Here is a 25,963-nt window from a genome sequence, read left to right on the forward strand (position 1 = left end):
CGTCGAACGCCTCCGCGAAAACCGGAAAGGTGTCATACAACTCCCGTCCCATACCCAGGCGTTGACTCCCCTGCCCGGTGAACAGAAACGCCAGCTTGCCGCCCTCACCCGCCGCAACACCGCTGATCGTCTCCGACCCGACCAGCACCGCACGATGCTCCAGCCCGGCACGCCCCGTCGCCACCGAGAACGCCACATCAAGCTCATCGTGATCCGCGACGAAGGCGCCGATCCGCTGAATCTGCGCCTGAAGTGCGTCTGCGGTCGCGGCCGAGACGACGATGGGCGCCACCGGCAACGGGCGGCGCTCCGCGGGCTCGTCCCCGGCCGGTGGCGCCTCCTCCACGATCACATGGGCATTCGTGCCACTCATCCCGAAGGAGGAGACACCGGCACGGCGCGGGCGTTCGCCGCGTGGCCACTTCCTCGGCTCGGTCAGCAGCCGGACGTTGCCCGCCGACCAGTCCACCTGCGGCGTCGGCTCGTCCGCGTGCAGCGTCCTCGGCAGCACGCCGTGCCGCATCGCCTGCACCACTTTGATGATCCCGGCCACGCCCGAAGCCGCCTGGGTGTGGCCCATGTTGGACTTGACCGACCCCAGCCACAGCGGCTCGTCCCGCTCCTGCCCGTACGTCGCCAGCAGCGCCTGCGCCTCGATCGGATCGCCCAGCGTCGTCCCCGTACCATGCGCCTCGACAGCGTCCACCTCGGCGGCCGTGAGGCCCGCGTTCGCCAACGCCTGACGGATCACCCGTCGTTGTGACGGTCCGTTCGGGGCCGACATGCCGTTGCTGGCGCCGTCCTGGTTGAGGGCGCTGCCCCGTACGACCGCCAGCACCGGGTGGCCGTGACGCCGCGCCTCCGACAGCCGTTCCAGCAGGAGGACCCCGGCGCCTTCGGAGCAGCCGACGCCGTGAGCGCCCGCGCCGAACGAATGGCAGCGGCCGTCCGTCGCCAGACCGCGTTGTTCGCTGAAGTAGATGAACATCTCAGGGGTCGACATCACCGTCACGCCGCCCGCGAGGGCGAGCGTGCACTCGCCCGAGCGCAGCGACTGTGTCGCCAGGTGCAGGGCGACCAGCGACGACGAGCACGCGGTGTCCACCGTCACGGCGGGCCCTTCGAGGCCGAGCGTGTAGGCCACCCGGCCGGAGACGACGCTGCCCCCGTTGCTGCCCCGCGCGTAGTCGTGGTACATGAGCCCGGCGAACACGCCCGTCGGGCTGCCCTTCAGCGACAGCGGATCGATGCCGGCCCGCTCCAGCACCTCCCACGACACCTCGAGCAGCAACCGCTGCTGGGGGTCGGTTTCGGTCGCCTCGCGCGGGCTGATCCCGAAGAGCTGGGCGTCGAACTCGGCCGCGTCGTGGAGGAATCCGCCCTCGCGGGCGGCTGTCTTCCCGGGCTTGCCGGGCTCGGGGTCGTAGATGTCCTCCACGCCCCAGCCCCGGTCGGCCGGGAACTCCGAGATCGCGTCCACGCCCTCGTCCACCAGCCGCCACAGCCCCTCGGGCGAGTCCACCCCGCCCGGATAGCGGCACGCCATCGCCACGATGGCGATCGGCTCCCGGTCGCGCTGTTCGATCTCCGCGATGCGTTTGCGGGCAGCGCGCAGGTCCGTGGTCGCGCGCTTGAGGTAGTCAAGAAGCTTCTCCTGGTTGCCCACCACAGCCACCCCGGGTCGAAAGGCGCCCGACACTGCGACGCGCGCTTGCCGGGAACGCTACGCAGGGTGATAAGGGCCCCCAACCCCTGATCGCCCCTAACCTCGTAACGCCTCTCCTCCGGTTCGTGGCGCGGCGGATCACCAATCCACACCTGGTCGCCGACATCGCGGCCGAGGTGTTCCTGGCGCCGCGGTGGACTGACCCGCCCTTGAGGTCCTGAGGGGCCTTGAGGCCCGTCCGGCCGGTGGCCGCCGGGCGGGCCTGTCCGCCCGTCCCTTTGTCTGTACGGTCAGGTCGACTTCTGGCCGTCGAGCGTCTCGCGCAGGATGTCCGCGTGTCCGGCGTGCTGGGCGGTCTCGGCGATGATGTGCGTCAGCACCCGGAGGACGCTGTACACCGCTCCCGGCTCGTTCCACGGCGCCTCCGGCAGCGGATGGGTCGCCGACAGGTCGGTTACGGAGGCGATGACCTCCGCGCTGCGGGCGGCGACCCGCTCGTAGTGCTCGACGATCCCGGCCAGCGTCTCGCCGGGCAGCATCCGGAACTCGTTCTGGTGGTCGATCATCCACTGCGGGAACGCGCGCGCGGTACCGGCCGCGATGTCGGCCCAGGTGACACCGTCGGGCAGGTCGTAGCGCATCGCCGACGGGCCCTCGGCCACGAAGCGCAGCCACGTCTCCTCCATGGACGCGACGTGTTTGATCAGCCCGCCCAGGCACAGCGCGCTGGCCGTCGGGTGCCCGGCGGCCTGTTCGTCGCTGAGCCCGCGGGTGGTGCGGATGAGGGCGGATCGCGCGGTGGCGAGCGCGGCGAGCAGGTCGGTCCGCTCGGCATCGAGGGTCACGGGGGGTGTGGTGGTGGCGGTCACGGTGTTCGGGCCTTTCGAGTCGTGGTGGCTATGCCGTACGGGAGAACCGTCGCAGGGGAAGCGGCCAGGACGTGTCCGCTTCTGCGGGCACCATGGGGGTCATGCCGAAGACTTCCGCGCGTCTGCTGTCGTTGCTCTCGCTGCTCCAGGCGCGCCGGGACTGGCCGGGGGCGCTGCTGGCGGAGCGGCTGGGGATCAGCCCGCGCACCGTGCGGCGTGATGTGGACCGGCTGCGCGAACTCGGCTATCCCGTCGTGGCGTTCAAGGGTCCCGACGGCGGGTACCGGCTGGAGGCGGGCACGGCGATGCCCCCGCTGCTGTTCGACGACGAGCAGGCCGTCGCGCTGGCCATCGCCCTCCGGATCGCCACCACCTCGGGTGCCGGTGTCGAGGAGGCCGCGGTGCGCGCGCTGACCACCGTCCGGCAACTCATGCCCGCACGGCTGCGCCACCGGATCGACGCCCTCCAGGTCACCGCCGTCACACGGCCCTCGGCCCGGCCGGATGCGCGGGTCGACGGCGTCGTGCTGAGCGCGCTCGGTGCCGCCGTCCACGCCCGCGAGGTGCTGCGGTTCGACTACGCCCCGGTGTCCCCGCCGGAGGTGGCCGACGGCGGCGTACCGGCTCCGCCGCGCCGGGTGCAGCCCCATCACCTCGTGACCTGGGGTGGGCGCTGGTATCTCGTCGCCTGGGACCTCGACCGCGAGGACTGGCGTACTTTTCGCGCCGACCGGATCACTCCGCGCACCCCTACCGGTCCCCGCTTCGCGCCGCGCGCGCTGCCCGGAGGCGATGTGGCCGCCTTCGTGGCCGCCCGGTTCCGGGGCTCGGACGGCTCCGGCGACTGGCCCTGCCGCGGCGAGGTGATCCTCGGGCTGCCCGCCGCCGACGTGTCCCGGCACCTTCGCGACGGGGTCGTCGAGGCGCTGGGCCCGAACCGCTGCCGGCTCGCCCTGGGCTCGTGGTCATGGGTCGGCCTGGCCGCCGATCTCGGCAGGTTCGACGCCGCTATCGAGGTCGTCGGACCGGCCGAGTTGAAGGACGCCTTCGCGCGGCTGGCGCGCCGCTACGCCGACACCTCTTCCTGACACCGTTCCGTCTCCCCTTTACGTGGACTTTGCTCTTCGGGAACCAGGTCGCCGCCGGGCGCGTTCACCTTGAACAGACCGCGAAGCAGCGCGACCGACGAGCAGAACCGGACAAGCAGCAACAGAAGCCGAGGTGGCACCGATGGCAATGTGGGACCGGCTCAAGGACCAGGCCAAGAACCTCCAGCAGTCCCAGAGCGCCCGTGGCAGGGGCGGGTTCGGGCAGGGGCAGCAGGGGTCCGGCTCGCACGGTGGCCACGGGTCCGGCTCGTCCTCCGGCGGCTCCAAGGCCCAGCTGGTCGGGTTGCTCAAGTCGCAGCTCGCGTCGGTCAAGACCGAGCTGAAGAGCGGCGCCTACCGCGATGCCACCATGGCGATGTGCGCCCTGGTGGCCGCGGCGGACGGACACATCGAGCAGGCGGAGCGGCAGCGCGTCGAGGAGCTGATCACCACCAACGACGTCCTGCAGAACTTCCCGGCGGACCAGCTCCGGCAGCGGTTCAACAAGAACCTGGACCGGCTCGTGGCCAACTTCCAGCTGGGCAAGACCGAGGCGCTGCAGGAGATCGCCAAGGCGGCGAAGAAGCCGGCCGAGGCCCGCGCGGTCATCCAGACCGGCATCGTCATCGCCGGGGCCGACGGCTACATCGAGCCGTCGGAGCAGGCGGCCATCCGCGAGGCCTGCGCCACCCTCGGGATCGCGCCCACGGAGTTCGGCATCTGAGCCTCGCCATGTCGTCAGGCCCCGGGCTGCCCGGGGCCTGTTGGCCTTGGCCTGGGCGGCGATACAGTCCACCCGGGCTCCCGCGACGCCGTGCGCGGCGAACTCCGAGGCCGCCGCGGCGGGAATGCGTTCCTCGGTCGCCGCTGAGTCATATGCCATGAGATGTCGCATCGCACTCGTCGGCCGGGCATGGGCCCGCAGTGCTGGCACGGCAGACACTTCGAACGGCGTGGAACTCCATGCCCAGGCATCCCACCTGATCCCGCAGTTCCTCAACCCCCGTCTCAACCAGCGCACCGACGCCTACGGAGGCAGCGGCGAGAAGCGGGCCCGGTTCCTCCTCGACGTCCTCGACACCGTCAGTGACGTGTGGGGCAGCGACCGCATCGGCGTGAAAATGTCCCCGGGCTGGACCAGCGGAACCGCGTTCACCGCGGACGAGGAGACACTCGCCGACTACGACCAGTTGTTCAAGAAGCTCAACGACAGCAACCTGGCCTACCTGCACCTCCTGGGCACCCCCGGCACCATCGAGGAGCGCATCGCCCTCTTCTCCCGCTACCGCGCCCACTACCAGGGCAACATCATCGCCAACCTCGGCTTCACCCAGGCCCTCGGCAACGAGATCCTCGACCACGGGGTAGTCGACGCGGTCTCCTTCGGCGCCCCCTTCATCGCCAACCCCGACCTGGTCGAGCGCTTCGCGCAAGGCCACCCGCTGGCCGACGGCGACCGGGACACCCACTACGCCGGTCACACCGAGGGCTACACCGACTACCCCGCCTTCACCGCCGACCGAGACAGGAACGAGTGAAGTGCCCGCAGCGTGCCAGACGCGCGTAGTGCTCGGTGTACTGGCCGAGGACGGTGCGCAGGTGTCGTTCACCGGTGATGAGGAGGCGATCGGTGCACTCGGCGCGGGCTGTGCGCATCCATCGTTCCGCGTAGGCAAAGGAGCGCCAGGTCCGCTGGGAGGCGCGCTGCGGTGCGGGCGTCAGGCCGAGCACCGACTGCCCGCGGAAACACGCCGGCCGAGGCCCTCAGCCCACGCCTTCCCCCCTCGCATGGGGAGCACGAGATCGTGTCACGGCTATGACGGTGCTGGAGTCAAACTGGTTGATCGCTGACTGGGTCACGTCATGGGACGTGGAGAAGATACCGGCGTCCTGTTTTGCTGCGGCCGAGGCCAACGTCACGGGCCGACCGATCGGGACATAGTTCGCACCGTCGTAGGAGTACGAGGCTCTGAACGAGGTGCCGGATCGGGTGAGCTTCACCCAGACGGGGCGGAAGACGTCGACAGTGGCGCGGGCGTCGGTGTCCAGGTACCCGTCGCCGTCGGTGTCCCACTGGAACACGACGCCGTTGCGAGCGGTGACCGCGACGACGGCATACCCGGCCGACCCTCCCCCTTCGGTCGCGTTGTTGCGGACCATGACTCCGGACTTGGCCCAGGCGTTGGCGTCGTTGACCGACACCACTCGGGTGGACACGCTCGAGTCGGCCTTGAACGCGCCAGCCCGATAGATCGAGCCGAATTGGTCGTCACGCTGACCGCCGGCGCCCCATACGTCGGCGCCGGCCGCCGCGATCCCGAATCCGTCCCCGCTCTGGCCGAAGTACGACCTGACGGCCGAACCACCGGCAGTCGCGAAGCCGCCTGTCACCGGTGCGTCGACTTCGCAGCCGCTGAAGCCGAACTGGTTCGCGTTGAGCGATGTCCGGTACTGCGGCGCGACACCCGCCTGGCAGATCACGTCGCGTGCGCCCGCGGGCCAGTTGGCACCGGCGACCTTCACGTTGTTGATCAGCTTGTTGTTGTGCGCCTCGGCGTTCGGTGTGGACGCTCCACCCGAGTTGTACCAGTTGTTCTGGATGACGTTGTCACTGGTGTTGTTGCGGAGGCTGTACGCGTTGGTGAAGAGGAAGGAGCCGCCCTGGACCACGTTGTTCTCGTACGTCATCGAGCGCGAGCCCTCGTCGAGATAGAGGCCGACTCCTGAAATGTTGAACAGGTAGTTCTTGGCGACCACGGTTCCCGGGCTGGCGGAGAGGTTGTAGACCGATCCGCCGTCGGCGAAACGTGCCTTCGTGTTGTGCACGAGGTTGCCCTCGATGCGGTTGTTCTTGAGCGTGGTCGGCGTCGAGTACAGCGTGTTCCACTTGTAGTAGCCACGGTCGACGTAGTCGTTCGACCCCCCGGCGTCGTTGATGCCCCAGCCGTAGCCGGTGTCGATGCCGTCATAGGGAACGTCGGAGACCTCGTTGTGCAGGATGCGGACGCCTGTGACGTAGGTGCTGAGGATGCCGCTGTTGTCCTTGTAGTCCACCGCCACGCGATTGATCGTGTTGTTGGCGATCAGGATGTTCTGGTTGGTCATTCTCGGGTTGCTGGGGTGGTGCGCGTCAGGCAGTACGCCGCCGACCGCTATGCCGTGTCCACTGGTCTCCGTGAACCGGTTGCCGACCACGTCGATGTCACCGGCGCCCAGCCCGACGCCGGCCCTGGTGGCGTTGGCGTCGTTCCCGATGCCCAGCGCCGACTGGCCGAGGTTGGTGAACGTGTTGCCGGTGAACGAGATGCGGCTGGCGGCGGAGACCTGAACGGCCGCGGGCTCCTGGTACCAGTTGGTGCGCGCTCGTTCGAACATCTCGCAGCCGCGCGAGCAACTGGTGAAGGCGTCGGCAGGGCGGTACTTGTAGGCGCCCTTGATGAACAGACCGTTCTGCTGATCCGCGTACCCGTCGGTCGAGGGGCCGAGCCAGGAGGTTCCGGAGAACTGGATGCCCTCGAAGGCGAGACCGGTCACAGGCTCGTCGTACGTCCCGCCGATGCTGATCAGTGTCTCCAGGCGGGGCAGCTCGATGTCGAGCCGGTTGGGGTCGGCCCCGTCCGCCGGCTTGTAGTAGAGCTTCCCGGCGCCCGGATCCATGTACCACTGGCCGACCTGGGTGAGGAACTTCAGTGAGTTGTCGAGGTACCAGCTCGGTCCGGCCAGGAAGGAGTTCTGGACGGTGTCCCAGCCCCACGTGTTGTTGTCCCATGCCGGTTGCGCCATCGTGATCTCGGTGGCGCTGATACTCTGAACCGGCGAGTAGCGGTTGGTGAAGTCGCCGAGGGACTCGAACTCGATGCGCCCCTGGTCGGGGAGCGTGGCGAGGTAGCTCAGTGCCGGGTTCTTGATGGTGAGGCCGGTTGCGGTGGGGGTGACGTCCGCGTTGGCCAGGCGGATGGCGGCGCGAGGGGCGATCACGCCGTTCACGTACAGCTGGCGGGTGTCGAGGCCGCGGGGGGTGGCCGCCTCCCAGATGCCTGACCCTGCCTCGGACTTGGACCAGCCGGTGACCTTCGAGGCGCCTGTGATGACGGGGTGGGCCCCCGGGGCGGCGGTCCAGTGGATGGTGTGGTCGCCGCCGTCATCGCCTGGTCCGAACCGGAGAGGCTCGGAAAGGCGATAGGTGCCGTCGGCAAGCTGAACGGTCACGTCACCTTGCTTGGCGTCCGGGCCGGCCACATCCTGAGCGCGCTTGAGCGAGCACGGCTGCGACTGGCTGCAGGGTCCGGAGTCCATGCCCTCCGGTGCTGCGAAGTACACCGTGCGAGGCGCGGCTTGCACCTGGAGGGGAATGAGCGCTGAGGCGATGACGGTACAGGCGCCGAGCGTCGCAAAAAGCCCTGCCCTACGCCTCCACCGCCCGCTCACCGAGCGTGTCGAGTCTGACGTCGATGTCATGTCCGATCGCTTCCTGTGACTGGGGCATTGATGCCCGCCACAGGGTTAGCATACGTATGATGTTTGCTACAAGGTTCGCGTGATGCCTACTTGGACCCCTGGAGCACCAGCTTGTGCGGGCGGGGTCCGGGACGAGTCCTGTGAAGTGCGCCCCCACACAGTGCCTCCGGGATCACCGCCCGATACCGCGCGGCATTACCGCGCACGTGCTCCTCAGTGCGCATCCCTGTCACCACCGAGGTGACCGCGGGATGGCGCAGAAGGTACTGAATGGCGGCAGCGGGAAGCTCCACGCCGTGTCGCTCACATACGGGGGCGATGCGGGCAGCGCGTTCGACGACGGACCGCGGCGCCGCCCCGTCGTCGTGCGCGTCGTGGCCGGTTCCTTGAGCGCGTCCGGTATCGCCCGGCGGCAGGACGCACCCGACTGCTCACCCCGGCCTTGAGTCAGCCGGGCGCCACCGGCAAGCGCGAGGCCACCGTTGACTGCGCACCCCTCAAGATCACACCGACAACCGCCGCTCAGGGCGATAGGCATCGAGCCCGTGACAAACATCATACGTATGCCCTACAGTCCTCGACGCGGAGTCGCCAACGGAGTCGACAAGACAAGGGACATCTCATGGCCGGAATCCACACCGGGGTGCGTTCGCGCCGCAGGGCGTCGACCGTCGCCGTGATGTGCGCCGCGACAGCGCTCCTCACCCTCGCTGGTTGCGGCGGCGGAGAAAGCTCGGCGAACGGGCCACATGGCTTCCCCGAGGCCAAGCAGGAAGCCTCCTCGACGATCACCGTCTGGGTGGACGCGGACCGACAGGCCGCCGCGAAGGCGTTCCAGACAGCGAACCCGGGCACCAAGATCAAGGTCGTCACCTATGACGGGTCGGCCAACGGTTCCAACTCCTTCCGGACGAAGATGCAGCTCTTCGACCGCGCCGGCAGTGGCTGGCCCGACGTCGTCTTCTCCAGCCAGAACAACGACGCGGCATGGGCCAGCCAGAAGAACGGCGGCAAGCAGGCGTTCGCGGCCGTACTGAACAAGGGCCTGGTCCCGAAGGAGACGCTCAGCAACTTCACCAAGGGCTCGCTCGACCCCTGCACGGTGGACGGCCGCGTGTACTGCCTGCGCAACGACCTCGCCCAGGCGGTGCTCTGGTACAACGAGCCCCTGCTGGAGAAGTTCGGCTACGCCCTCCCGGCCACGTGGGAGGAGTACCGGGCGCTCGGGGAGAAGGTCGCCAAGGAGCACCCTGGCTACATCATCGGGACGGCCGGGGATGCCTGGACGCCCGAGGTGTACATGTGGGCGAGTAAGTGCCGGGCCAATGACGTGACCGGTCCCAAGTCCGTCACCGTGAGGACCGATTCGGCCGCATGCAAGCGGGCGGCCTCGATGCTGGACACCCTCCGCCACAACGGGACCGTGCCGGTGGTCAGCGTGTTCACTCCCGAGTTCTTGAAGAAATACTCCGGCAAGGTGCTGATGGTGCCGGGTCCGGCGTGGTACGCCGGCGCGATCTTCAACAACCCTGAGTCACTCGACGTGCAAGCCGGGCAGCTCGGCGTTGCCGCGCTGCCCACGTGGAAGGGCGAGAGCGAGGCCGTGACGGGGAACGTGGGTGGCGGGACCTGGTTCATGTCCAGCCATTCGAAGAACCTGAAGGCTGTCAAGAAGTTCGTAACGTTCGTCACCACAGCCGACGAGTATCAGGTCGATGCCGCACCGGGTTACCCGGCCTACGCCCCCGCCGCAGAGAAGTGGGTCGCCAAGCAGGAGGCGAGCAAGTACTACGCCACCTCGCTGCGGCCGGTGGTGACCGCGGCGTCGCGGGTCTGGTCCGGCTGGGGTTACCCCACATTCAGCCAGGAGGCGATCTGGGCGAAGACGATGACCACGGGGATCACCGGCGGCAGGTCGATCGTGGACCTGCTCTCGACGTGGCAGACGGCGATCGAGAACCAAGCCAAGGTCAACGGATACGTGGTGAACTGAAATGACCCTCGCTCCTTCGAGTGGCCAGATGACCATCGATGCCTCGGAGGGGCGGCGGTCACGCCGGGGCGGCGGCAAGCCGGCCGGCCGCGCCTTCGCCCGCAGTCCGATCGGCTATGTCTTCGTCTCGCCCTACGCTTTGCTCACCATCACCTTTGGGATCGTTCCCTCGCTCTACGCGGTACTGCTGGCCTTCACGGACGCCGACGGTGGATTCGCGGGCTTCGACAACTTCACCAAGGTCATTGACGACTTCCGGTTCTGGCCGGCGGTGTTCCACGTGACCATCTATCTCGTCATCTGGCTCCTCGGGCTGGTCGTCTTCGTCGTCGGCCTGGCGTTGACGGTGCACGCCATCGGCGTCCGGTCGGTGAGCACGACCCTGCGCTTCGTCTACTACCTGCCCGGCGCGCTCGCGGGCGCGTCCAGCGTCCTGTTGTGGCTCTTCGTCCTCGATCCGACGGCGAGCCCGGTCAGTGGTCTGCTCAGCGCGATGGGGTTCGACACCTTCGTACAGGTGATTCAACCGGGCAACCTTCCGGTCATCTTCGCCATCATCGCGTTCTGGACCGGAGCCGGCGGGTGGATCATCATCATGTACGGCGCCCTCAACAACATCAGCACAGAGGTGATCGAGGCCGCCCGCATCGACGGTGCGAACGCCATCCGGATCGCGTTGCGGATCCAGCTTCCGATGCTGCGCAAGTGGGTCGCCTACATGGGCGTCATGTCGCTCGCGGCCGGCACCCAGCTGTTCATCGAGCCACAGCTGCTCAGCCAGGCCAGCAACGCGGTGGTGCCCAATGACTACTCACTCAACCAGCTGGCTTACCAGTACGCGTTCCAGCAGAACGACTTCAACGGCGCGGCCGCGATCTCGTTGATCCTGCTGGTCGTCGCGCTCCTGCTGTCCTGGGTGTTCGTGACCCGTGGCGGCCTCTTCGAGAAGGAATGACCATGGCCGCACTCTCCACCGAACGCCGTCGGTCGAGCCTGAGCGGATGGAGCGGGCGCTCCATCATCGGCGTCCTGCTCATTGTCTTCATCCTGTTCTTCGCCGTCCCGATCGCCTGGCTGCTCCTCGCGGTCACGAAATCCTCGAAATCGCTCGTCGTCGCCCACCCGTTCTCTCCCGGGTCCTGGTCGGACCTCGTCGCCAACTGGCATCAGCTGTTCGATTTCCAGGACGGTGCGGTGACGACATGGATCGGGAACTCGGCCCTGTACGCGATCGGCGCCCTGGTGATCACGCTTCTCGTGAGTATCCCGGCCGGCTACGCACTCGCGCTCACGGAGTTCAGGCTTCGGCAGGCGCTGCTCGTGCTGACCCTCGTCGTCATGCTGATCCCCAGCACCGCATTGGTGCTGCCCATCTTCCTCGAGCTGAACAGTGTCGGTCTGATCGGCAGCCCGCTGTCAGTGATCCTGCCCATGTCGTTCTTCCCGTTCGGCGTCTACCTCACCTACATCTACTTCTCGACCAGCATCCCCCGCGACATCCTCGCCGCCGCGCGCATCGACGGCTGCAGCGCGTTCCAGGTCTTCACGCGGGTCGCCCTTCCGCTGGCCGCCCCGATCGTCGCGCTGGTGGCGTTCTTCAGCTTTGTGCAGAACTGGAACAACTTCTTCCTCCCGTTCGTGATGCTCCCCTCCAGTGACGGCTACCCGATCCAGGTCGGGCTCACCTCGCTTCTGGCCGCAACCCCGGCCTTCAATCCCAGCTCCGCGGGATCCGACTCCGTTCAGCTGCCCACCTTGGCACTGGGGACGATCGTGTCGATCCTGCCCGTCCTGATCGTCTTCCTGTTCTCCCAGCGATTCCTGGTCGCGGGCATGACAGCTGGGGGAACCAAGGAATGACCGCTAGCGCATGCAAGGAGAACCACTGCCGATGAAGATCACTGGGTACCGCAGCCTGAGCACCGTCCATGACTGGGGCAGAATCACCGGGGACGTCAACGGTGTCCAGCCCGATCACGCGACGCCGCTCCCGATCCTCATCATCGAAACCGACACCGGAATCGAGGGGGTCGGCCTCGGGGACCACGCCGACATCGCGCGTGTCTTCCCCGCGATCGAGGGCGATGACCCGCGGTCGGCCGTGGCGCTCTACGACCGGATGCTCGCCTGGGTGTTCAAGGCCGGTCACGCAGGATCCACCTTCGGCACCATCGGGGCCGTCGACATGGCCCTGTGGGACATCAAGGCCAAGGCGGCCGACGAACCGCTTTGGCGGACCCTCGGGGCCCGCTCGCGCTTCGTACCCGGGTACGCGTCCGGTCTCGAGTACGGCCTGACCGATGAAGAGCTCGCCAACCTCTACGGTCGGTTCGCGGACCGCGGCTTCAAGGCCGGCAAGCTCAAAGGTGGCCGCGATCTCGACCGCGACCTGCCTCGGCTGGAGATCATGCGCGACATTCTCAGCCGCAACTCCCGCCGACCGGCGCTCATGTTCGACGCCAACGAGTCGTGGAACCACGCCCAGGCGGCCCGGTATGTCGCGGCCATCGAGCAACGCGTGGATCTCACCTGGGTGGAGGAACCGCTACGCCGGTGGGATGCGGCCGGAATGGCCGCGCTGCGCGGTAAGGTGCGCGCAGCGATCGCAAGCGGCGAGAACCTGACCGGGCTGGAGCAGTACCGCCCACTGCTGGATGCCAACGCGGTCGACATCGTGCAGGTCGGCAACGTGTGGGGGATCACCCACTTCCTCCGTGTCGCGACGCTCGCGCACGCCCACGATCTGCCGGTGAGTCCCGTCGCGTACAACGCGAACCCGGTGGCGCACGCGGCCGCCGCCGTGCCGAACCTTCTGACCCACGAAGTCCAGGATCTCCTCTTTCCCGTCGGTCTCGACGTCGACCAGCAGTTCGACGACGGAGGCATCGTCCTGGGCGATCGCCCGGGGATCGGGATCGTGGTCGACGAGTCCCAGATGTCACCAGTCGGCGCCGCGGCGCCCCAGCCCGCGGCAACCGGACCGCACATCCGGCCCGAACGCGCTGCCCTGCGGCTGGTGGCCGAGCCGGACCTGATGGACGCCCCGTTGCACCCCGGAGACCGGCCCTCGTGACCCGTCGGTCTGAGCGCAGGGCCTTCGTCGTGGGTGTGCGGCCCGAGAAGCGCGAGGAGTACCTGGCGCCGCACCGGGCCGCGCCGGCCGAGCGTCGAGCGGAAGCTCACCGAATGCGACGTGTGCGACTACCAGCATCTTCATATTCGGCGACCTCCCCTTCTCCTCCTACGAGTACGTCGAGGAGGACCACGAGGCGGACATGCGACGGATCGCCGACGACCCGGCTACGCAAGAATGGTGGACGCACACCGACCCGTGTCAGGTGAGGATTGCCGAGGAGCGGGTTCCCCGGGCGCGGTGGCAGCCTGTCGTTGAAGTCTGGCACCTCGCATGAGTGCCGGTCTCGTCGCACGGGCGGACCTCGAGGCGGAGGTCGGACCTCGGCTCGACCGGATCCGCGAGAACGCTGCTGTTCCCGTCGTCGGGGTGCGGCATCTGGCCCACATCGCCCCGGACCCGCAGTGGATGATGCGTGAGGAGATCAGCACAGGCCTCATCGTGCGCGAGTGGCAACTCCCTCAGGCAGCTCACCTGGCCGCGCGCCACAGCGGACTCCGCTTCGTCCCCGATCACCTGGGCGGTCCGCCCGAGCCCGGACAGGACATGAGCAGGTGGGCGTCGCGGCTGCGGCAACTCGCGCGGCAACCGAACGTCGTCGCGAGGGTCTCGGGACTCACATCGGCCCTCGCCCCCGGGTCATGGCGTGCAACCGATCTCGCTGCCCAGGTAACGATCGCCCTGGAATCCTTCGGCTCTGAGCGTCTTCTCCACGGCTCCGACTGGCCGTCGGCCGAGTTCGGCGGGGGAACGGCGCCCTGGAAGTCCGCTGCGGAAGCCCTGCTCGACGGGCTCTCCCCCGCGGCACGCGCGAGGGTGTTCGGCGGCAACGCCGCCGACGTCTACTCGCTTTCCTGACCGAGCGCCCGGCCGCGCGCCCGCGGCGCGTGGTCGGGCAGCCGGCGACGCTCCCACGAAACGTGGATGTGATCATGCATCGCCTTCTGGGCCGCGGCGACGTCCTGCCGTGAGATGGCATCGATGATCGCCGCGTGTTCCTTCAGCGTCAGCGCGAATGCGTCGGGCGGGTCGATGCCCTGGTAGCGGCTGGACTCCACGGCCCGTTTGTACAACTGCTTGGCGATGTTCTCCGCCAGCCGGTTGCCGGAGATCTCCATGAGCGCGTAGTGGAACACCACATCCGCCTGCCGGAAGGAGTCCGTCTCGGACACACTTTCACGCATCGTGGTCAACGCGTTCTCCAGCCTCCTCAACCCTTCCGCACTACGAGATCCGGCAACCGCGCCCGCCATCGCCGACTCAAGGCTCGCCCGCACGATCGTCAGCTCGTCCAGGACGCCGAGCGTCTCATCGTTGTCGATCAACGCGGACAGCACCACCGGATCGAGCATGTTCCAGTAGCCCGGCGCCCGCACCTGAGTGCCGCGCCCCTGGGAAACGATCACCAGCCCCTTCTCCTCGAGCCGCTTCACCGATTCACGCAGGACCGTGCGACTCACGCCGAAGTGTTCGCTCAGCGGACCCTCCGGGGGCAGCAACTCGCCTTCCTTCAGCCGCCCCGTCACGATGAGGTCGACGAGCTCGGAAACGACGGCAACACCCAAGCGGCCGGCGGGAAGACGTCGCGGGAACAGAGGGGCTGCGGGATGCGGCTCGGTTGGCATACGTATGACCTTACCGCTCGATCAATCTGCGGTTGAGGACGTCCCTGGTCCACGACATGTCGTGAACTTCAACGCCCCGGTCGCAGAGTCGTTCACGATGTACGCCCTCGGAGCCGCCGGTAGTGGCATGGCGAATCAGGGCCTGGACCAGAGCGGTTTACCCGTTCGCCTGCGGCGACGGCCTGGCCGGCCGGGTCCGACGCGCGGCCGAACTCCAGGCCGGTCGGCCGCGCAGGACACGGCCGTCATTGGCCTCTGGTTGCTCTGTTTCGCCAACTCGGGTGCCTTACAGATGGTTCACGCAGAAGTGGGTGAGGCGCTCGACGGCAGCGTCGGCGAAGACGTGCAGGCGCGCGCCGGTCAGCGTGCGGACTTCGAAGAGATCGTGGGCGAGTAGGGCCGCCTGGCTCTGCCGCGACCGCGCCATCCTCGCCGGTCTGCTCCGCGGGCGCGGATCCCAGCGGCAGTGGCGACCTGGCCGCGGGCCGTCTCCAGGGCGATGGTGAAGCTCATCCGGTCCGGCTCCAGACGCGGTCGGCTGGCGTCGGCGTCGGCGGTGATCCGTATGAGGGCTTGGTAGACGGTCAGCAGGGCGTACGCCTCCTGGTCGACGGCGTTGCCGAATGCTCATCCGTGCAGGTCACGCGGCCGGGCAGGGCAGCACCGGGCAGGGGACCACACAGGGTCCCCGCCGAGCACATCCGCCGGCCCGGGCGCGCCGGATCCGGAGGGGCCGGTGGTGGGGGGGGCGACGCCTCAGGTGAAGGTTACCGAGACCGGCCCGAGGCCGCTGAAGCGTGCCTCGATCCGCTGGCCCGCGCTGACGAACGGGGCGCCGGTCATGGTGCCGGGCAGCACCAGGTGGCCGGGCTGCGGCGCGGTGCCGAAGTCGGCGAGGGTGTTGGCCAGCCAGGCGACCGCGGCGGCGGGGTGGCCCAGTACCTCGCCGCCGCTGCCCGAGGCGACCCGTTCGCCGTCGACCACCAGGTCGACCAGGACGGCGGCGAGGTCGGGCGCCTCGGCCAGGGGTGTCCAGGCACCGTGGACCAGACCGGCGGAACTGGCGTTGTCGGCCACCGTGTCGGCCAGGGTGATCTTCCAGTCGCGGATCCGGCTGTCGACGATCTCCAGGGCCGGGGCGACCGCCTCCGTGGCGGCGAGGACGTCCTCGACGGTGACGCCCGGTCCGCGCAGCGGCTCGGCGAGCCGGAAGCAGATCTCCGGTTCGATGCGCGGGGCGCAGTAGCGCGCGGCGGGTACGGTGCCGCCGTCGGGGTGGACCATGTCGTCCAGCAGATGGCCGAAGTCCGGCTCGTCCACGCCGAGGAGCTGCTGCATCGCGGCCGCGGTGAGCCCGACCTTGTGGCCGACGACCGTACCGCCCACGGCCAGGCGCCGGGTGATGTTGTCGCGCTGGACGGCGTAGGCGTCGGCCACGGTCAGGCCGGGCATCAGCTCCGACAGCGGGTCGACCGGCGTCACGCGCCGCTCGGCCTCCCGCAACAGCCGGGCGGCTTCCTCGCGCTGTGCGCCGGTCAGGGTCATGCCGTGCTCCTCGTTGCCACGCCGCTCGCCGCGTCGGGGGACCTGACACGGCTCCACCCCGTTCTACACCGAGCGGTCCGCGGCCTGGCGGTGATCGGCTACGGGTCCGCGGCGGTCACGGACCGCCATCAGGTGGCCGTGCAGGCCTGGCCGTTGAGCATGAAGGTACCCGGAGCGCTCGTGGTGCCCGTGTGGTTGGCCTGGTAGCCGATGGTGACGCTCGCGCCCGGGGCGAGGGTGCCGTTGTAGGCGGCGTTGGTGGCGGTCACGGCTCCGCTCGCGGTGCTGTACGTGGCGCCCCAGCCGCCGGTGATGGTCTGGCCGGAGGGCAGGGTGAAGCCCAGCTGCCAGCCGTTCAGCGTGCTCGTGCCGGTGTTGGTGATGGTCACGGAGGTGGTCAGGCCGGTGCTCCAGGTGCTGGTGGTGGCCGACACCCGGCAGGCGCCCGGCTGGGGCTGGGGCCCGGGGCCGCTTGTGTCCAGGCCGAAGAAGGTGATCGCGCGGGCCGCCATTCCGCTGGTGACCAGGTTGTGGCCGACGCCCTGGAGGCTGATGGCCTCGACGGGGGCCTGGTCACCGGTGGAGCCGTACCGGGTGCGGGTCCAGCCGGACTGGGGAGAGTCTGTACGGGCCGGCGTCTGGCTGACCCCCTTCACGTTCGTCCACTGCTTGATCTCCTCCCCGAAGTTGGGGTAGCGCAGGGTGGCGTCCGCGGTCCCGTGCCACAGCTGCATACGTGGCCGGGGCCCGCTGTAACCGGGGTAGGCGCCGCGGACCAGGTCACCCCACTGCTGCGGGGTGCGGGTGATGGCGCCGTTCGCGCAGTCGCTGTTCCACTCCGACCCGTTGGTGGTGGCGAAGCAGGCGAACGGCACCCCCGCGAACGCGGACCCCGCCGCGAAGACATCGGGGTAGTCCCCCAGCAGGACGTTGGTCATCATCGCGCCGGAGGAGGTACCGGTGGCGAAGATCCTGCCGGTGTCGGCGTGATACGTACGGACCGTCCAGTCGACCATGGACTTGATACCCACCGGATCGCTCCCGCCGTCATGGCGCAGCGCCTGCGGTGAGGAGACGTCGAAGCACTTGCTGGCGCGGGTGACGGACGGGTACACGGCGATGAAGCCGTACCGGTCGGCCAGGGAGGCGAACTCGGTGCCGGAGTACATCGCGGGCCCGGAACCCGTGCAGTAGTGCACGACCACCACCACGGCCGGGTTGGGGGCGACCTTGTTCGGGACGTACAGGTACATCTGGAGATTGCTGGGGTTGGTGCCGAAGTTCTTGATCTCGGTCAGCGCCGCGGTGGGGGCCTTGGTCCCGGCGGGGGTCCCGGTGGCGGCCGTAACCGCCGAGGCCGCGGGCGCGCCCAGCAGCAGGGCCGCGAGTAACGAGATCAGCGCTCCGGCGAGGGTGACGGGCACCGAACGCCGTGGTCCTCGCGGGGTGGTGCGGGTCGATGGGGACACGTCCTCATCCCTTTCTGATCGCGGTGACGGATCGATCGTGATCAGGACACGCCGCCGCGGAACGCCCCCCGTACACGGCCTGCCCGCGCAGCATCGTGACATGAACACGACCGTCATGGAAGCGCTCCCACGGCCGGTGGCCGTGGAGGCGGGACGGACGAGAAGGCCGGCGCGCCGGACAGGAGGCCGGCCGAGCCGGCGCCGGCTACGGCCACTCGCCGCGTTGTCGGGATCGCCCGAGTACGACCCGGTACGAGGGCGCCCCTCCGCCTTGCGATAGACCGCATCCGACGCCGCTCGCCGATCCGCTGGGGATGACGGGACAGCCCTCAGCGCCCCTCGCACACCTCCCGGTAGCCGAGTCGCGGGAGATGTTCCCGCCATGTGGCGCGAGTGAGGACGCCTCCGGTTCGGCCGCAGACGGAGGCCGCCGCGCGGTCGGCGTCCAGGGGCCAGATCCGGGCCGTCAGGTCGTAGCCGACGGAGGCGAGGGCGTCGCCCTTCGGGCTGAACGCGACGGAGGTGACGGTGTCGAGATGGCCGGTGAGTTCCTGACCGGCCATCTCGGCGCGGGCCGGGTCGGCCACGTCCCACAGCCGGACCGTGTGGTCGCCGCCGCCGGTGGCCAGCGTCTTGCCGTCCGGGGCGAAGGCCACCGACCTGACCGGCCCGCGGTGCCCGGTCAGCTCCTTCCCCGCCTGCCGTGCGTGGTCCGCCCGTGCCACGTCCCACAGCCGCACGGTGCGGTCGTCGCCGCCCGTCGCCAGGGTCTTGCCGTCCGGCGCGAAGGCCACCGCGTTGACCTGCTCGCCGTGGCCGGTGAGGGCGGCGCCCGCGGGCCGTGCGCGCGCCCCGTCGCCCACGTGCCACAGCCGCACCGTGCTGTCCTCGCTGCCGGTGGCCAGGGTCCGGCCGTCCGGGGCGAAGGCCACCGAGGTGAGGGCGTCCGTGTGACCGCGCAGCGGTGCGCCGAGCGGACGTACGCGGTCAGGCCGCCGTACGTCCCACAGCCGAGCCGTGCCGTCGTCTCCGCCGGTCGCCAGCGTGCGGCCGTCCGGGGAGAACGCCACGGCGGGGACACCGCCGTCGTGCGCGTGCGGGGGGTCGCCGAGCGGGGCGGGACGATCGGGTGCGGACACGTCCCACAGCCGTACGGTGCCGTCCTTCGAACCGCTGGCCACCGTGCCGCCGTCCGGAGAGAACGCCACGGCCAGCACCGCGTCCTCGTGGCCGAGGGTCCGTGGGAGGCGGCGCGGACGGTCCGGACGGCGTACGTCCCACAGGCGGATCAGTCCGTCGTCGGTGCTGGCGGCGGCGAGCAGACGGCCGTCGGGGCTGTAGGCGACGGCGGTCAGCGGGTTCGTGAAGTCGGTGAGGACACCCGGCGGCCGGTGCCAGAGGCGGACACTGCCGTCGCCACCGGTACTGGCGAGGGTACGGCCGTCGGGGCTGAAGGCCACCTCCCATACGGCCTCCGTGTGGCCGGTCAGCGGCTCCCCGAGCGCTTGTGGATAGGCGGGATTGGCCACGTTCCACAGGATGGGCGAGTCGTCCTCCCCCGCGGTCGCCAGGGTCTCGCCGTCGGGGCTGAAGGCCACCGACATGACGGGCGCGGTGTGCGCGGTGAGCGGTTCACCCAGCGGCTGGACGCGGGCCGGGGCGGAGGCGTCCCACAGCCGTACGGTCTCGTCGAAACCGGCCGTGGCCAGGGTCCGGCCGTCCGGGGAGAAGGCCAGGGTCCAGACGGAGGAGGTGTGTTCGCGCAGCGGCTTGCCGAGCGGCGTGAGCCCGGCGTCCTCACCGACCCGCCACATCCGTACGGTCCCGTCGTAGCCGCCCGTGGCCAGGGTCTTCCCGTCCGGGGCGAACGCGACGGCTCGGACGCTGCGTGCCCCGGAGCCGTCGGCCTCGGTGGGCTTGCCCAGTGGCCTGGGGCTGGCCGGGTCGCTCAGGTCCCACAGCCGTACGGTCCCGTCGTCACCCGCGGTGGCAAGCCGCCGGCCGTCGGGGGCGAACGCGACGGACACGACGTTCTCCTCGCCGTGACCGACCAGCGGTCGGCCGAGGGGGCGGGGCCGCGACCGGTCCGTCACGTCCCACAGTTGGATGCCGCCGCCCTCCCCGGTGGCCACCAGCAGGTCGCCGTCCGGCGGGGAGAAGGCCACCGCGCCGACCCGTCCCGTACGCAACCGCAGCGGTTCGCCCAGCGGCCGTTCCCGGCCCGTGTCCCACAGCCGGACCGTGCCGTCGTGGCCGCCGCTGGCGAGGGTGCGGCCATCGGGCGCGTACGCCACGGAGCTGCCGAGACCGCGGTGGCCGGGCAGCCGGGTGGCCAGCACCCGGCCCGCGTCCGAGGCCAGCCGGGTCCTCAGGTCCGGGGTGGTGCGCATGTGGTAGGCGGCGACGTCGAGGCGGGCGGCCAGGCCCGCGTCGGTATCGCGGACGCTGTCGGCCTCGGCGGTGAGGCGGCCGAACACGGCGTCGTCCCGCTCGTTCTGCGCGGTGACGCGCGCCTGGAGCGCGACGACAGCGGTACCGGTGGCGAGCAGCACGAGCGCGGTGAGCACGGCCACGACTGAACGGCGCAGCCGCACGGCCCGGTGCCGCCGCCGGAGCGATGCGCTGAGGAACTGCCGTTCCAGCGGGGTGAGTTCATCACCCCGACGATCCTCCGCCCCGGTGTCGCGCGGGAAGGCGTCGTGGGCCGCCGTCAGGCGGGAGCCCGCGTAGAGCGCGGCGTTCTCCCGGCCGAGCACCTGCCAGGTGCGGGCCGCCTCGGAGAGCGAACGGTGGACGCGCAGCCGGTCGCGTTCGTCGTCGATCCACGCGCACAGCCGGGGCCATGCGGTGATGAGGGCTTCGTGGGCGAGGTCGACCGTGCCGTCGTCGAAGGTGATGAGACGGGCCCGGACCAGGCGTTCCAGCACGACACGGGTGTCGGCGGGGCTGCCGAAGCCGAGTTCCGCGTGCTCGGTGGGGCGACGCGTGTCCGGGGTGCTGTCCCCGGGCGCGACAAGTCTGAGCAGGATACGGCGGGCCAGCTCGGCCTGGGCTTCGGTGAGTTCGCCGTACACCTGCTCGGCCGTACGGACGACGGCGCCGCGCAGCCCGCCCGCCGCCTCGTACGCGCTCTCGGTCAGGGCCCGGCCGCTGCGGTGACGCCAGGTCTCCAGCAGCGCGTGCGACATCATCGGCAGTCCGCCGGGGGCGCCCTCGACCTCGTCCAGCAGGCGTTCGGTCAGGGAGCGTTCCACGATCAGGCCGTCCGCGGCGGCCGGGCGGACGATGGCCTCCCGCAGCTCGGCGCGGCTCATCGGCCCGGCGAGCAGCGTGGCGTCCTGGAGCGCGGCGGTGAGGCCGGGGTGTTCGGCGCAGCGGCCGAGGAAATCGGCCCGCACCGCGATGACCACGCGCAACCGGCTGTCGGGGGCGGTGGCGGCGACGAGGCGGTCGATGAAGGTGTCCCGGTCGGCCGGGTCGGCGCCGAGGGTGTACAGCTCCTCGAACTGGTCGACGATCAGCCACGTGTCGGCGTCGGTGCCGGGCACGGGCAGGAGCCGGTCGGCGTGGGTGCGCAGCGGATCCGCACCGGGCGCGAGGATCCGTACGGCCGCGGGAGGAGCGTCATCGGGGCAGTCCCGCGGGGCCCGCAGCCAGGGGATCAGTCCGGCGCGCAGCAGCGAGGACTTGCCACTGCCGGAGGGGCCGAAGACGGCGGTGAAGCGGTGCTTGCGGTTCAGCTCGGTCAGCCGCTCCACAAGCCGGTCGCGGCCGAAGAACAGTTCGGCGTCGGCCGGTTCGAACCGGGTCAGGCCCCGGTACGGCGGCCGGGAGGTGCCGTCCGCGGCGGCCTCGGCGGCGAGTTCGGCCGACGCCTCGCCCCAGCGCCGCTCCCACTCGCTCACATCGCCGCCGCACGCCTTCACATAGGCGAGCGTCACCGCGCGGCTGGGCAGTTGTTTCCCGGCCGCCGCCTGCGACAGCGTGGTCACCCCGTACCGCGTCCGCCCGGCCATCGCCCGGTACGTGGGCCTGCCCGCGGACTCGCGCAGCGCACGCAGCCCGGCGGCGAACCGCGGCACCGTCCCGGCCTCCGGATCCAGCTCCCCCTCGGTGCGCCCGGGCCCTGGTCGTCCCGCCATGCGCCCGCCCTCCCCTCGCTTACCGTGCCGCCGCCCGGGGCATCACCCGGCGTGGCCGTCCGGGCGCCCACGGTAGGTAGTCGCAGGGGGCGGCCGCAATCGAACTACCGGTGTACCGGCGGGCGGGGCAAGGGGCGTTCACCCGCTCTTCACTCTTCTTCCCGGACCGTTCGTGCGGTTCGTGTCTCGGGGTTGTTCGGTGCGGGGCCGGGGCCTGCTGAACAACCCCGTACGGCGGTCGAATATCCCAGGGACGCGGCCAGGACGGGCCAGGGGCGTCCGAACCCCGCGAGGGGAGGGTTCGGGCCGACCCCTGTCCACGACCTGCCGGAGCCCGACGACGACAGCGACACGAAACCGAAAGCGTGAGGTGATCCGCGATGCAGACCACTCCCTCCCCGCCCGCCACACCTGCTACGGCGCGCATGCCCGGGGCCCTGATCTTCGTTCTCGTGGTCGTCGCCGCGCACGCGCTGGGCTCGGCCTTCGGCGGCTGGGCCATCCTGGAGGAGAACGAGAGCAAGCGGGAGCACGGGCAGGATCTGCTCCTGCCGATGGGAATGGCCTGGTTCGTGGCGCTGCTGTGCTGGGGGCTGGCGGCGCTTCAGGTCGTCTGCGTCGTACTGGCCCGTAAGCGCCGCGCCTGGGTCCGTGTGGTGCTCATCGTGTGCCTGGGCCTCGTGGCACTGTCGACGGGCGCCGGTTTCCTCGGCTCACTGGCCGCCGGGGCGCCCAGCCTCGCGGTGTTCGTGGTCGCGGGCATCGACGTGGCGGCCCTGTGGACGGTGTCCGGCGGGGCCGCCCGCCACTACTTCTCTCTACGGCGTCACCAGGCCACGGGCAGTTCGTGGACTCCGTAGACGAAGGAGTCGTGTTTGAAGGGGATCCGGTCCAGGCCGGTGGCCAGGCGGAGGGTGGGGACGCGCCGGTAGAGCGTGCTGTAGACGACCTGGAGTTCCATGCGGGCCAGCGGCTGGCCCAGGCACTGGTGCACGCCGAAGCTGAAGGTGATGTGACGGCGGGCGTCGCGGTCGAGGTCCAGCCGGTCGGCGTCGGGGAAGATGTCGGGGTCGCGGTTGCCCATCTCGTTGAGCAGCAGCAGCCCTTCGCCGGCGCGGATGGTGTGACCGGCGACCTCGATGTCCTCCAGGGCGACCCGGCGCATCCCGAGGTGCGGGATGTGCAGGTAGCGCAGCAGTTCCTCGACCGCGCCCGCCACCAGCTTCGGGTCGTCGCCGTCCCGGAGGCGGGCCAGCTGGCCGGGGTTCTCCAGCAGGGCCAGGGTGCCCAGGGCGATCATGTTGGCGGTGGTCTCGTGCCCGGCGAACAGCAGGAGCACGGCCATCGAGGTCGCTTCCCGGTGGGTCAGCGCGCCGTCCTCGACCTTCGCGGCCAGGTCGGACAGCACGTCCTCGCCGGGGGTGTGGAGCTTGGTGTCCAGCAGTCCGCCGAGGTAGGCGCTCAGCCGGCCGTTGGCTTCGGCACGCTGCCCGGGCGTCGAGGAGCGGGTGATGATGGCCTTGCTGTTGGCCTGGAAGAACGCGTGGTCGTCGTAGGGCACGCCGAGCAGTTCGCAGATGACCAGGGACGGCACCGGCAGGGCGAATGCCTCGACCAGGTCCGTCGGGTTCGGTCCGGCCAGCAGGTCGTCGATCCGGTCGTCGACGATCTTCTGGACGGCCGGGCGCATGGCCTCCATCCGCTTGATGGCGAACGCCCCGGTGACCATCCGGCGCAGCCGCGCGTGCTCGGGGTCGTCCATGGTGATGAAGCTGAGGCCGGGGGCGTCGGCGGGCGCCTCCTGGTCATCGTCGCAACCCCGCTCCGGGCGCGGGAAACCGGGCAGGGCGGGGACCACGCTGAGCCTGGGGTCCGACAGCAGCGTCCGCTGCTCGGCGTACCGGGTCACCACCCACGGGGTGCTGCCGTCCTGCAGCCGGACCCGGGTGAGCGGGCCCTTCTCCCGCAGCGCGCGGAACGCCGGGGGCGGGTCGAAGGGGCATCCGCGCGCCCTGGGCATGGGGAATTCCGGGAGCCCGGCGCCCTCGGCGCGCTCGTCGCCTTCGGCGCGCACGGTGCCGGTCACGCGTCCTCGCTGACCTGGATCGCGCCCGCGGGGCACACCTGCACACATTCACGCACCGCTTCGTGCTGGTCCTCGGAGGGCGTCGCGTCGAGCAGGATCACGATGCCGTCCTCCTCGCGCTGGTCGAACACCTCCGGCGCGATCATCACGCAGCTGCCCGCGGCGCAGCACTTCTCGTCGTCCACCGTGACCTTCATCGCGGATGTCCCTTCGTCGGTTCGTCCCGCACAGGTAAACCCGGTGACTTAATTCAGTCAAGCGAACGGTTTAAATGATCTTGGGCGACCCTCTTGATCAAGCCACCCCGGCATCGCTGGTGACCGGCGCCCGCCAGAGGGCGACGATGGCATCGATCAGACCGTTCGCCGTCTCCCGCCAACTGGCCCTGAACGTCGGCGCGTTGTTCGCGAGCGCGCGTTCCCGTTCCGCGGTCATCTGCGTGATCAAGTGGCGTGTCATGGCGGCGCGCTCGGCGTGCACCTCGGCCGGAAGGTCGGGCAGACAGCGCTCCAGGCCCTCCTGCAGCGTGCGCATCGACGGCGATCCGGCCGCGAACTCCTCGACGGTGACCGCCCGCAGGGCCGGGTCGGCCGTGACCTGGGCGATGAACCGGGCGTACCAGCTGGGCGTGCCCAGGGCCTCCAGATGCCCGGTGACCGGGCGGACCGCACAGGCCACCCAGTCCCGCAGATCGGTGGAGTCGCCGATCTCGGCCATCATGCGCAGCCGCCCCGCCTCCATCTTCTCGGCGTGCCTGCGGGCAAGGGCGCGCACCAGGTCGGTCTTGGTGCCGAAGTGATAGCTGACCGCGGCGTTGTTGCCCTGCCCGGCGGCCGCGCTGATCTGGCGGTTGGCGACCGCGTGCACCCCGTGTTCGGCGAACAGCCGCTCCGCCGCGTCCAGGAGCGCTTCCCGTGTCGCGCTGACCTGCTCGTCCCGCCGCACCCTGCCGGCCATCGCCACCACCACTTCGGGACATCACACTGGTCCGCGGACGGCCCGTCCCCCAGGCCACCGCGGATCCTCGGCCGGGTCGGCGAGGTCGAACGAGGAAAGCGTACGCAATCAGTACGCGATCACACCGCCGACCCGGACGAGGCGCCGCCCGCGTCCTGCCGTCAGACGGCCGCCCAGGCGTCGTCGACCGGGAGCACGGCGCCGTTGACGAACGAGGCGGCGTCGGAGGCCAGGAAGACGATCGCGGCGGCCTGCTCCTCCGCCGACCCGAACCGGCCCATGGTGGCGCCGCTCAACTGCCCCACCACGGCGGGCCCATGGGCCTCCTCGGCGGCATCCACCCGGATGGCGGTCGCGGTGGGACCGGGAGCGATGGCATTGGCACGGATGCCCTGCCCCCGGTACATGACGGCCAGGCTCTTGACCAGGCCGACGATGCCGTGCTTGGAAGCGGTGTACGCGGCGCCCGCCGTACTGCCGCGCAGGCTCGCCTCCGACGCGGTGAAGACGATCGACCCGCGCCCGGCGGCCAGCATATGCGGCACAACCGCACGGGTCAGCAGGAACGGCGCCGTCAGGTTGATCCGTATGACCCGCTCCCACTCGGCGTCGTCGGTCTCGCCGAGCGCGGACATACGGTCCATGATCCCGGCGTTGTTCACCAGCACGTCCACACCGCCGAAGGCCTCGACGGCCCGCCCGGCCACATCGTCCACCACCCGCTGATCGCTCAGATCGCCGACGACCGCGAGGGCGGTCCCCCCGGCGGCCTCGATCTCCCCGACGACCGCCTCGGTGCCCGTCCGGTCGACATCCGCGACCAGCACCTTCGCACCGCCTTGCGCGAACTTCCACGCCGTGGCCCTGCCGATTCCGGACGCGGCGCCGGTGACGACGACACCGCGCCCTTCAAAACCCTCGGTACTGGTCAT

24 protein-coding genes and 1 pseudogene are annotated in these 25,963 nt (G+C 70.1%); 11 read left to right on the forward strand and 14 right to left on the reverse strand.

Annotated elements, in window-relative coordinates:
• A partial coding sequence (locus ASC60_RS36130; RefSeq protein ID WP_199831147.1) for a type I polyketide synthase occupies positions 1-1,666 on the reverse strand: 1,666 nt, incomplete at its 3' end.
• A 290-nt stretch (positions 1,667-1,956) separates the two neighbouring features.
• Positions 1,957-2,535 carry a DinB family protein gene (locus tag ASC60_RS36135; protein WP_055557958.1) on the reverse strand — a complete coding sequence of 193 codons (579 nt, stop codon included), beginning with the start codon at positions 2,533-2,535 and terminating at the stop codon, positions 1,957-1,959.
• Positions 2,536-2,636: 101 nt separating this feature from the next.
• Here ASC60_RS36135 and ASC60_RS36140 point away from each other — a divergent pair, with 101 nt between their 5' ends.
• Together ASC60_RS36140 and ASC60_RS36145 are read left to right on the forward strand one after the other, a co-directional pair.
• Positions 2,637-3,623: a YafY family protein gene (locus ASC60_RS36140; protein ID WP_055557981.1), complete on the forward strand. Its 987-nt coding sequence runs from the start codon at positions 2,637-2,639 to the stop codon at positions 3,621-3,623.
• 142 nt (positions 3,624-3,765) lie between these two features.
• Positions 3,766-4,347 (forward strand): tellurite resistance TerB family protein, encoded by a 582-nt coding sequence (locus tag ASC60_RS36145; RefSeq protein ID WP_055557959.1) that lies wholly within the window; start codon positions 3,766-3,768, stop codon positions 4,345-4,347.
• A 36-nt stretch (positions 4,348-4,383) separates the two neighbouring features.
• On the opposite strand, the pseudogene ASC60_RS43525 reads toward ASC60_RS36145, so the two are convergent.
• Positions 4,384-4,506, reverse strand: a pseudogene (locus tag ASC60_RS43525) (TetR/AcrR family transcriptional regulator); the annotation flags it as partial.
• Positions 4,507-4,576: 70 nt separating this feature from the next.
• Between ASC60_RS43525 and ASC60_RS36150 the strand changes: the two are divergent.
• A complete protein-coding gene (locus tag ASC60_RS36150) occupies positions 4,577-5,161 on the forward strand; it encodes a hypothetical protein (RefSeq protein ID WP_055557960.1) in 585 nt (194 codons plus the stop codon).
• 226 nt (positions 5,162-5,387) lie between these two features.
• Here ASC60_RS36150 and ASC60_RS36155 read toward each other — a convergent pair whose 3' ends face one another.
• Positions 5,388-7,832, reverse strand: coding sequence for a right-handed parallel beta-helix repeat-containing protein (locus ASC60_RS36155; protein WP_107097257.1), 2,445 nt, complete (start codon positions 7,830-7,832; stop codon positions 5,388-5,390).
• Positions 7,833-8,167: 335 nt separating this feature from the next.
• Entirely contained in the window at positions 8,168-8,374 is a 207-nt protein-coding gene (locus ASC60_RS44280; RefSeq protein ID WP_370593007.1) for a hypothetical protein, read from the reverse strand.
• Here ASC60_RS44280 and ASC60_RS43530 point away from each other — a divergent pair.
• From ASC60_RS43530 to ASC60_RS36185, 7 genes are all read left to right on the forward strand, one after another.
• Entirely contained in the window at positions 8,333-8,527 is a 195-nt protein-coding gene (locus ASC60_RS43530) for a hypothetical protein (protein WP_055557962.1), read from the forward strand. The two genes, ASC60_RS44280 and ASC60_RS43530, sit on opposite strands and share 42 nt — an antisense overlap.
• Before the next feature lie 176 nt (positions 8,528-8,703).
• Positions 8,704-10,074, forward strand: a complete 1,371-nt coding sequence (locus ASC60_RS36165) for an ABC transporter substrate-binding protein (RefSeq protein WP_055557963.1) — start codon at positions 8,704-8,706, stop codon at positions 10,072-10,074.
• 28 nt (positions 10,075-10,102) lie between these two features.
• Positions 10,103-11,029 (forward strand): carbohydrate ABC transporter permease, encoded by a 927-nt coding sequence (locus ASC60_RS36170; RefSeq protein WP_199831148.1) that lies wholly within the window; start codon positions 10,103-10,105, stop codon positions 11,027-11,029.
• 2 nt (positions 11,030-11,031) lie between these two features.
• The gene (locus ASC60_RS36175) at positions 11,032-11,934 is read left to right on the forward strand and encodes a carbohydrate ABC transporter permease (RefSeq protein ID WP_199831149.1); all 903 of its coding nucleotides are present in this window, start codon (positions 11,032-11,034) and stop codon (positions 11,932-11,934) included.
• 31 nt (positions 11,935-11,965) lie between these two features.
• Positions 11,966-13,147: a mandelate racemase/muconate lactonizing enzyme family protein gene (locus tag ASC60_RS36180; protein ID WP_055557966.1), complete on the forward strand. Its 1,182-nt coding sequence runs from the start codon at positions 11,966-11,968 to the stop codon at positions 13,145-13,147.
• Between the two features lie 142 nt (positions 13,148-13,289).
• Positions 13,290-13,484, forward strand: a complete 195-nt coding sequence (locus ASC60_RS40305) for an L-rhamnose mutarotase (protein WP_234357282.1) — start codon at positions 13,290-13,292, stop codon at positions 13,482-13,484.
• Positions 13,481-14,065: an amidohydrolase gene (locus ASC60_RS36185; protein ID WP_234357279.1), complete on the forward strand. Its 585-nt coding sequence runs from the start codon at positions 13,481-13,483 to the stop codon at positions 14,063-14,065. Before ASC60_RS40305 ends, ASC60_RS36185 begins: the two co-directional genes overlap by 4 nt.
• On the opposite strand, the gene ASC60_RS36190 is transcribed toward ASC60_RS36185, so the two are convergent.
• The 5 genes from ASC60_RS36190 to ASC60_RS36205 form a co-directional block, all read right to left on the reverse strand.
• Entirely contained in the window at positions 14,050-14,832 is a 783-nt protein-coding gene (locus tag ASC60_RS36190; protein WP_055557967.1) for a FadR/GntR family transcriptional regulator, read from the reverse strand. The two genes, ASC60_RS36185 and ASC60_RS36190, sit on opposite strands and share 16 nt — an antisense overlap.
• 286 nt (positions 14,833-15,118) lie before the next feature.
• Complete coding sequence (locus tag ASC60_RS41930) at positions 15,119-15,259, reverse strand: hypothetical protein (RefSeq protein ID WP_159043389.1); 141 nt, start codon at positions 15,257-15,259, stop codon at positions 15,119-15,121.
• A gap of 329 nt (positions 15,260-15,588) precedes the next feature.
• Positions 15,589-16,377 carry a 2-keto-4-pentenoate hydratase gene (locus tag ASC60_RS36195; protein ID WP_055557968.1) on the reverse strand — a complete coding sequence of 263 codons (789 nt, stop codon included), beginning with the start codon at positions 16,375-16,377 and terminating at the stop codon, positions 15,589-15,591.
• 128 nt (positions 16,378-16,505) lie between these two features.
• Positions 16,506-17,846, reverse strand: coding sequence for a PHB depolymerase family esterase (locus tag ASC60_RS36200; RefSeq protein ID WP_370593008.1), 1,341 nt, complete (start codon positions 17,844-17,846; stop codon positions 16,506-16,508).
• Positions 17,847-18,175: 329 nt separating this feature from the next.
• Positions 18,176-21,988, reverse strand: a complete 3,813-nt coding sequence (locus tag ASC60_RS36205; protein ID WP_063787278.1) for a hypothetical protein — start codon at positions 21,986-21,988, stop codon at positions 18,176-18,178.
• A gap of 380 nt (positions 21,989-22,368) precedes the next feature.
• Between ASC60_RS36205 and ASC60_RS36210 the strand changes: the two genes are divergently transcribed.
• Entirely contained in the window at positions 22,369-22,848 is a 480-nt protein-coding gene (locus ASC60_RS36210; RefSeq protein ID WP_159043390.1) for a hypothetical protein, read from the forward strand.
• Here ASC60_RS36210 and ASC60_RS36215 read toward each other — a convergent pair.
• The 4 genes from ASC60_RS36215 to ASC60_RS36230 all read right to left on the reverse strand — a co-directional run bounded on the left by ASC60_RS36215 (position 22,815) and on the right by ASC60_RS36230 (position 25,963).
• Entirely contained in the window at positions 22,815-24,074 is a 1,260-nt protein-coding gene (locus ASC60_RS36215) for a cytochrome P450 (protein WP_055557971.1), read from the reverse strand. The genes ASC60_RS36210 and ASC60_RS36215 overlap by 34 nt on opposite strands.
• Positions 24,071-24,271, reverse strand: a complete 201-nt coding sequence (locus tag ASC60_RS36220) for a ferredoxin (protein ID WP_055557972.1) — start codon at positions 24,269-24,271, stop codon at positions 24,071-24,073. Before ASC60_RS36220 ends, ASC60_RS36215 begins: the two co-directional genes overlap by 4 nt.
• Before the next feature lie 97 nt (positions 24,272-24,368).
• On the reverse strand, positions 24,369-25,031 hold the full coding sequence (locus ASC60_RS36225) for a TetR family transcriptional regulator (protein ID WP_055557983.1): 663 nt from the start codon (positions 25,029-25,031) through the stop codon (positions 24,369-24,371).
• A gap of 161 nt (positions 25,032-25,192) precedes the next feature.
• Complete coding sequence (locus ASC60_RS36230; RefSeq protein ID WP_055557973.1) at positions 25,193-25,963, reverse strand: SDR family NAD(P)-dependent oxidoreductase; 771 nt, start codon at positions 25,961-25,963, stop codon at positions 25,193-25,195.

It is taken from the genome of Streptomyces sp. NBRC 110028 (assembly GCF_001417735.1).
Taxonomy (GTDB): Bacteria; Actinomycetota; Actinomycetes; order Streptomycetales; family Streptomycetaceae; genus Streptomyces.

Coding starts and splice junctions, on each gene's coding strand:
- ASC60_RS36140 (WP_055557981.1), top strand. CDS start 2,637: ATGCCGAAGACTTCCGCGCGTCTGCTGTCGTTGCTCTCGCTGCTCCAG.
- ASC60_RS36145 (WP_055557959.1), top strand. CDS start 3,766: ATGGCAATGTGGGACCGGCTCAAGGACCAGGCCAAGAACCTCCAGCAG.
- ASC60_RS43530 (WP_055557962.1), top strand. CDS start 8,333: ATGGCGCAGAAGGTACTGAATGGCGGCAGCGGGAAGCTCCACGCCGTG.
- ASC60_RS36165 (WP_055557963.1), top strand. CDS start 8,704: ATGGCCGGAATCCACACCGGGGTGCGTTCGCGCCGCAGGGCGTCGACC.
- ASC60_RS36170 (WP_199831148.1), top strand. CDS start 10,103: ATGACCATCGATGCCTCGGAGGGGCGGCGGTCACGCCGGGGCGGCGGC.
- ASC60_RS36175 (WP_199831149.1), top strand. CDS start 11,032: ATGGCCGCACTCTCCACCGAACGCCGTCGGTCGAGCCTGAGCGGATGG.
- ASC60_RS36180 (WP_055557966.1), top strand. CDS start 11,966: ATGAAGATCACTGGGTACCGCAGCCTGAGCACCGTCCATGACTGGGGC.
- ASC60_RS36185 (WP_234357279.1), top strand. CDS start 13,481: ATGAGTGCCGGTCTCGTCGCACGGGCGGACCTCGAGGCGGAGGTCGGA.
- ASC60_RS36190 (WP_055557967.1), bottom strand. CDS start 14,832: ATGCCAACCGAGCCGCATCCCGCAGCCCCTCTGTTCCCGCGACGTCTT.
- ASC60_RS41930 (WP_159043389.1), bottom strand. CDS start 15,259: ATGGCGCGGTCGCGGCAGAGCCAGGCGGCCCTACTCGCCCACGATCTC.
- ASC60_RS36195 (WP_055557968.1), bottom strand. CDS start 16,377: ATGACCCTGACCGGCGCACAGCGCGAGGAAGCCGCCCGGCTGTTGCGG.
- ASC60_RS36205 (WP_063787278.1), bottom strand. CDS start 21,988: ATGGCGGGACGACCAGGGCCCGGGCGCACCGAGGGGGAGCTGGATCCG.
- ASC60_RS36210 (WP_159043390.1), top strand. CDS start 22,369: ATGCAGACCACTCCCTCCCCGCCCGCCACACCTGCTACGGCGCGCATG.
- ASC60_RS36220 (WP_055557972.1), bottom strand. CDS start 24,271: ATGAAGGTCACGGTGGACGACGAGAAGTGCTGCGCCGCGGGCAGCTGC.
- ASC60_RS36225 (WP_055557983.1), bottom strand. CDS start 25,031: ATGGCCGGCAGGGTGCGGCGGGACGAGCAGGTCAGCGCGACACGGGAA.
- ASC60_RS36230 (WP_055557973.1), bottom strand. CDS start 25,963: ATGACCAGTACCGAGGGTTTTGAAGGGCGCGGTGTCGTCGTCACCGGC.